7 protein-coding genes are annotated in these 4,650 nt (G+C 60.1%); all 7 read left to right on the top strand.

The window, feature by feature from the left end:
- Window positions 1-20: 20 nt before the first annotated feature.
- Window positions 21-557, top strand: a complete 537-nt coding sequence (gene infC / locus EN750_RS19630; protein WP_013528312.1) for a translation initiation factor IF-3 — start codon at window positions 21-23, stop codon at window positions 555-557.
- Between the two features lie 199 nt (window positions 558-756).
- Complete coding sequence (locus EN750_RS19625) at window positions 757-1,383, top strand: isoprenylcysteine carboxylmethyltransferase family protein (RefSeq protein ID WP_127397389.1); 627 nt, start codon at window positions 757-759, stop codon at window positions 1,381-1,383.
- Between the two features lie 121 nt (window positions 1,384-1,504).
- Window positions 1,505-2,239, top strand: a complete 735-nt coding sequence (locus tag EN750_RS19620) for a hypothetical protein (protein WP_127397388.1) — start codon at window positions 1,505-1,507, stop codon at window positions 2,237-2,239.
- Window positions 2,240-2,421: 182 nt separating this feature from the next.
- The gene (gene rpmI, locus EN750_RS19615) at window positions 2,422-2,625 is read left to right on the top strand and encodes a 50S ribosomal protein L35 (protein ID WP_006201248.1); all 204 of its coding nucleotides are present in this window, start codon (window positions 2,422-2,424) and stop codon (window positions 2,623-2,625) included.
- 93 nt (window positions 2,626-2,718) lie between these two features.
- The gene (rplT, locus tag EN750_RS19610; protein WP_023672281.1) at window positions 2,719-3,120 is read left to right on the top strand and encodes a 50S ribosomal protein L20; all 402 of its coding nucleotides are present in this window, start codon (window positions 2,719-2,721) and stop codon (window positions 3,118-3,120) included.
- Window positions 3,121-3,262: 142 nt separating this feature from the next.
- The gene (gene pheS, locus EN750_RS19605) at window positions 3,263-4,360 is read left to right on the top strand and encodes a phenylalanine--tRNA ligase subunit alpha (RefSeq protein WP_127397387.1); all 1,098 of its coding nucleotides are present in this window, start codon (window positions 3,263-3,265) and stop codon (window positions 4,358-4,360) included.
- The coding region (locus EN750_RS19600) for a GFA family protein (protein ID WP_145967777.1) at window positions 4,357-4,650 on the top strand (294 nt) is incomplete at its 3' end. The genes pheS and EN750_RS19600, both read left to right, overlap by 4 nt.

Genomic DNA, 4,650 nt, shown 5'->3' with positions numbered 1-4,650 from the left:
CGGCCAAGGAGACCACGACCATTCGCAGACCTTTCAAAGCAGCGGCGCCGACCAAGGATGGCCCGCGCTCCAACCGTGACATCCGGGTTCCCCGGGTCCAGCTTATCGACGCCGAAGGCCAGAACCGCGGCGATGTTTCCATCAACGACGCATTGCTGCTCGCCGAAGAGGCTGGGCTCGATCTCGTCGAGATATCGCCCAACGCGGTACCCCCCGTCGTCAAGATCCTCGATCTCGGCAAGTTGAAATACGCCAACCAGAAGAAGGCGGCCGAGGCGCGTAAGAACCAGAAGGTCATCGAGATCAAGGAGATCAAGATGCGCCCGAACATCGACAGCCATGACTACGAGACCAAGATGAAGGCGGTTCGCCGCTTCTTCGAGGAAGGCGACAAGGTCAAGCTGACGCTGCGCTTCCGTGGCCGCGAGATGGCGCATATGGAACTTGGCATGCAGCTTCTGAACAAGGTCCGCGAGGAAGTGGCGACCATAGCCAAGGTCGAGGCGGAACCGAAGCTCGAAGGCCGCCAGATGATGATGGTGCTGTCGCCGCGCTAAGGTGTACTGAACGCACCTTGGATCACGATGACGTCAGGCTTGGTTGTCGCGCTTAAATCCGCCTGAATCACATATCAAGGCGTCCCGGCGATCGGCGGGACGCCTTATTTCTTGGGCCAAAGCTGCGACCGCCTCCTCCCAAAACCGGGGCCACTTTTGGGCGACATGCATTGGGCTCTTCGACGATCGGATTTCAACCTTGGACAAAGAACTCAAATACGGGCTGGGTAACTACCAGCATACGCGCAGGATGGTGCTCGCCGGGCTCGTGGCCGTGCTGTTTGCAGCGCTGCTATTTGGCCAATCGACGTTTCCGCCCGACACACCGGTGCATGAGTCGATCGAGATGTTCGGCGTGCTGCTGATTTTCCTCGGCATCGTCGGGCGCCTCTGGGCGACGCTCTACATAGGCGGGCGCAAATCCTCCGAAGTGGTGACCGGCGGGCCTTACTCGATCACCCGCAACCCGCTCTATGTGTTCTCGACCGTGGCTGCGGCTGGCGTGGGCGCGCAGATCGGTTCGTTCTCCGGCATCATTCTCTTCGGGCTTTTGTGCGCGGGCGCCTTCCACATCGTCATCCTGCGCGAGGAGAAATTCCTCAAGGAAGCCCTCGGCGCCCCATACCAGGCCTATCTGGCGCGGGTGCCGCGCTTCTTCCCGAAATTGTCGCTCTACCAGGAGGGCGATACGGGCAGCTTCAAACCGCGCCTGCTGTTGACCACGCTGCTCGACGGCCTGGTGTTCCTCATCGCGCTGCCGGCTTTCGAATTGATCGACGGCGCCCAGCAGTCGGGCATGTTGCCGGTCTGGTTCACGCTGCCCTAGACGTTGATAAGCCGGCAGCTAGTGCCACTCTGCAGGTCGCGGCCTTCGATATCTTAACAAATTGGTTTCCGAGATCGTGTAGCGATAATCGCCGTGAACGCATAAAGCGGCGGGGAAAATCATGGTGTCGAACGCCGGGCGCGGCATTGCCATATCAGCGGATGTCTTCGGGTATGGATGCGCCGTCAGGTGTGCTCGGCCTCTACTGCGTATACTGGCCCTTGTCTGTGCGCTGTTCCTCACCTCTTGCGGCCTCTTCGCCGACGTATGGGAATGGAACCAGAAGCTGACGGTCGACGTGCTGGTCGACGGCAAGATCGTTTCCGGTTCGGCCGTGTCTCATGTCTGGTGGCAGGAAGCCAATGCGTTTGACGTCTACCCGTCAGGCTACAAAGGCGAGGCAACGGTGGTCGATCTCGGGCAGAGAGGCAAGCTCTTCGCGTTGATCGGCGAAGAGACCAAATACATTGCCCAGTACACTCTCCATGATGAACTGGGCTACAGTCGCGGCGACTACGAGGGGCTTTTGCCCGCTATCATGCATTTTCGGGGCACAAAGGACGTGCCTCGCGACCGTTATCCGGTGCTCGTCACCTTCACAGATACCAACAATCCGAAAACGATACGCAAGGTGGATCCGCGCAATCTTTCGGCAACGTTTGGTCCTGGCATTTCTCTAGTGCGCGTTGTGCTCGAAATTACCGATGAAAAAACGGCATCTGGGAAGGTTGAACCGATCCTGCCCTGGCTTAGTTGGCCGCGCGAGAAATTCCTTGCGGCCGGGGGCGGTATAACTCCCCTGAAGATTCCCGGTGAGTCGATAGGCAGAATTAATTTTGTATGGAGAGGGTCATGAGCACCTCAACGCTTCGCGCAATCCTGAGGTGTTGCACAGCCGCCGTCTTTGACGTATAGGACCGCCGTTCAAGAAAACCGCCCGGCAGGGCATGCCGTGGCGGTTTCATTTGCTTTTCGGGCTTTGGTCGGCCCGAAGCGAACAAGAAGCGCGATAGTGCGCCAACGAGACGGAGTAGCAAAATGCCCAAGATGAAGACCAAGTCCGCCGCCAAAAAGCGGTTCAAGATCACAGGTACGGGTAAAGTCCTGTCGGCTGCGGCCGGCAAGCGTCACGGCATGATCAAGCGTTCCAACAAGTTCATTCGAAATGCCCGCGGCACGATGGTTCTGGCTGAACCGGATGGCAAGAAGGTCATCAAGAATTTTCTGCCGAACGGCCTCTAAGGCATTCGGCTCGGACACGCATTTGTTTTACGCAATTCCGAACGGAAAACCGCAAGGCACTTTTCCTGGAATTGCTTTTAAGGAGATCATGACATGGCACGCGTAAAAAGAGGCGTCACTTCGCACGCCAAGCACAAGAAGGTCCTGAAAGCCGCGAAAGGCTTCTACGGCCGCCGCAAGAACACCATCCGCATCGCCAAGCAGGCGGTGGAAAAGTCGATGCAGTACGCGTATCGCGACCGCAAGAACCGCAAGCGCTCGTTCCGCGCTTTGTGGATCCAGCGCATCAACGCCGCGACGCACGAGCATGGCCTGACCTATGGCCGCTTCATCGACGGCCTCAACAAGTCGGGCATCGAGATCGACCGCAAGATCCTGTCGGATATGGCCATCCACGAGCCGCAGGCTTTCGCAGCCCTGGTCGCCAAGGCCAAGGTGGCGCTCGAATATCTGAAGAACACCACGCCGAACGCTTTTGAAAGCGCTGTCGCCTAAGACCAGCGCTTCCCAAGCATTCGACATTCTGATTTGGGGAACCCGCGCTGGCACGGCTGGCGCGGGTTTTTCTTATGTCTGATGTAAACCAAAATGGTGACACGCCCGGTAATGGTGGTCGCCCGATCGAGAGAGCTTCGCCGTGAACGCCACTGCTGGAAATCTTGAAGCCCTGGAAGATTCACTTCTGGCCGACATCGCATCGGCCGCCGATGAGCCGGCCATCGAGGCCGTGCGCATCGCTGCCTTCGGCAAGAAGGGCACCGTGTCCGAGATGCTGAAGACACTTGGCGCCATGACCGCCGAGGAGCGGCAGGTCAAAGGCCCCGCCATCAACGGGCTCAAGAACCGCGTCACCGATGCGTTGACGGCGCGCAAGGCCGAGTTGAAGGATGTGGCGATCACCGCCCGCCTGGCCGCCGAAAGGGTCGATGTGACGCTGCCGGTGCGGCAGTCGCCGGCCGAGCGCGGCCGCATCCATCCGATCAGCCAGGTCATCGACGAGATCGCGGCGATCTTCGGCGATCTCGGTTTCTCCATCGCCGAAGGGCCTGACGTCGAGACCGACTATTACAATTTCACCGCGCTGAATTTCCCCGAAGGCCATCCGGCGCGCGAGATGCACGACACCTTTTTCTTCCAGCCGGACGAGAAGGGCGAGCGCAAGCTTTTGCGCACGCACACCTCGCCGGTGCAGATCCGCACCATGGAGACGAAGAAGCCGCCGATCCGCATCGTCATTCCTGGAAAAACCTACCGGCAGGATTCCGACGCCACCCATTCGCCGATGTTCCATCAGGTCGAGGGGCTGGTGATCGACAAGACGGCGAACGTCGCCAACATGAAGTGGGTGCTGGAGGAGTTCTGCAAGGCCTTCTTCGAGGTGCCGCAGGTGAAAATGCGCTTCCGGCCGTCCTTCTTCCCGTTCACCGAGCCGAGCCTCGAGGTCGACATCCAGTGCGACCGCTCAAGGCCGGGCGAAGTGCGCTTCGGCGAAGGCTCGGACTGGATGGAGATCCTTGGCTGCGGCATGGTGCACCCCAATGTGCTGCGCCATGGCGGGCTCGATCCGGACGAATATCAGGGCTTTGCCTGGGGCATGGGCATCGACCGCATCGCCATGCTGAAATACGGTATGCCGGACCTGCGCGCCTTCTTCGACGCGGACGTGCGCTGGCTGTCGCATTACGGTTTCAGGCCGCTCGACATGCCGACCTTGTTCGGGGGCCTGAGCGCATGACAGCGCCGCACACCGGCGGCTGCCGTTGCGGCGCCGTGCGGTTCGAGGCCTTGGCCGAACCGCACCACGTCAGCTATTGCCATTGCGGCGACTGCCGGCGGGCCAGCGGCGCGCCGGTGTCGGCCTTTGTCGGCTTCCTGGTCGATCAGGTCGCGTTCACCGGCAAGGCGCTGAAGATGTTCGAGAACGGCCCGGTGACGCGCTCGTTCTGCGGCATTTGCGGCTCACCCATCGCCTATGTCGACGAGCGGCTGGAGGACGACATCTACTTCATGCTCGGCACCATGGAC

The sequence above is a fragment of the Mesorhizobium sp. M7A.F.Ca.ET.027.03.2.1 genome, from assembly GCF_003999175.1.
Classification (GTDB): Bacteria; Pseudomonadota; Alphaproteobacteria; order Rhizobiales; family Rhizobiaceae; genus Mesorhizobium.
The sequence above is the reverse complement of the archived record's forward strand: the minus strand, read 5'-3'. Positions and strand labels throughout refer to the sequence as shown.

What these genes read in the sequence shown, in the direction of transcription:
- EN750_RS19620 (WP_127397388.1), top strand. Translation starts at nt 1,505, where the DNA reads ATGGTGTCGAACGCCGGGCGCGGCATTGCCATATCAGCGGATGTCTTC.
- rpmI (WP_006201248.1), top strand. Translation starts at nt 2,422, where the DNA reads ATGCCCAAGATGAAGACCAAGTCCGCCGCCAAAAAGCGGTTCAAGATC.
- rplT (WP_023672281.1), top strand. Translation starts at nt 2,719, where the DNA reads ATGGCACGCGTAAAAAGAGGCGTCACTTCGCACGCCAAGCACAAGAAG.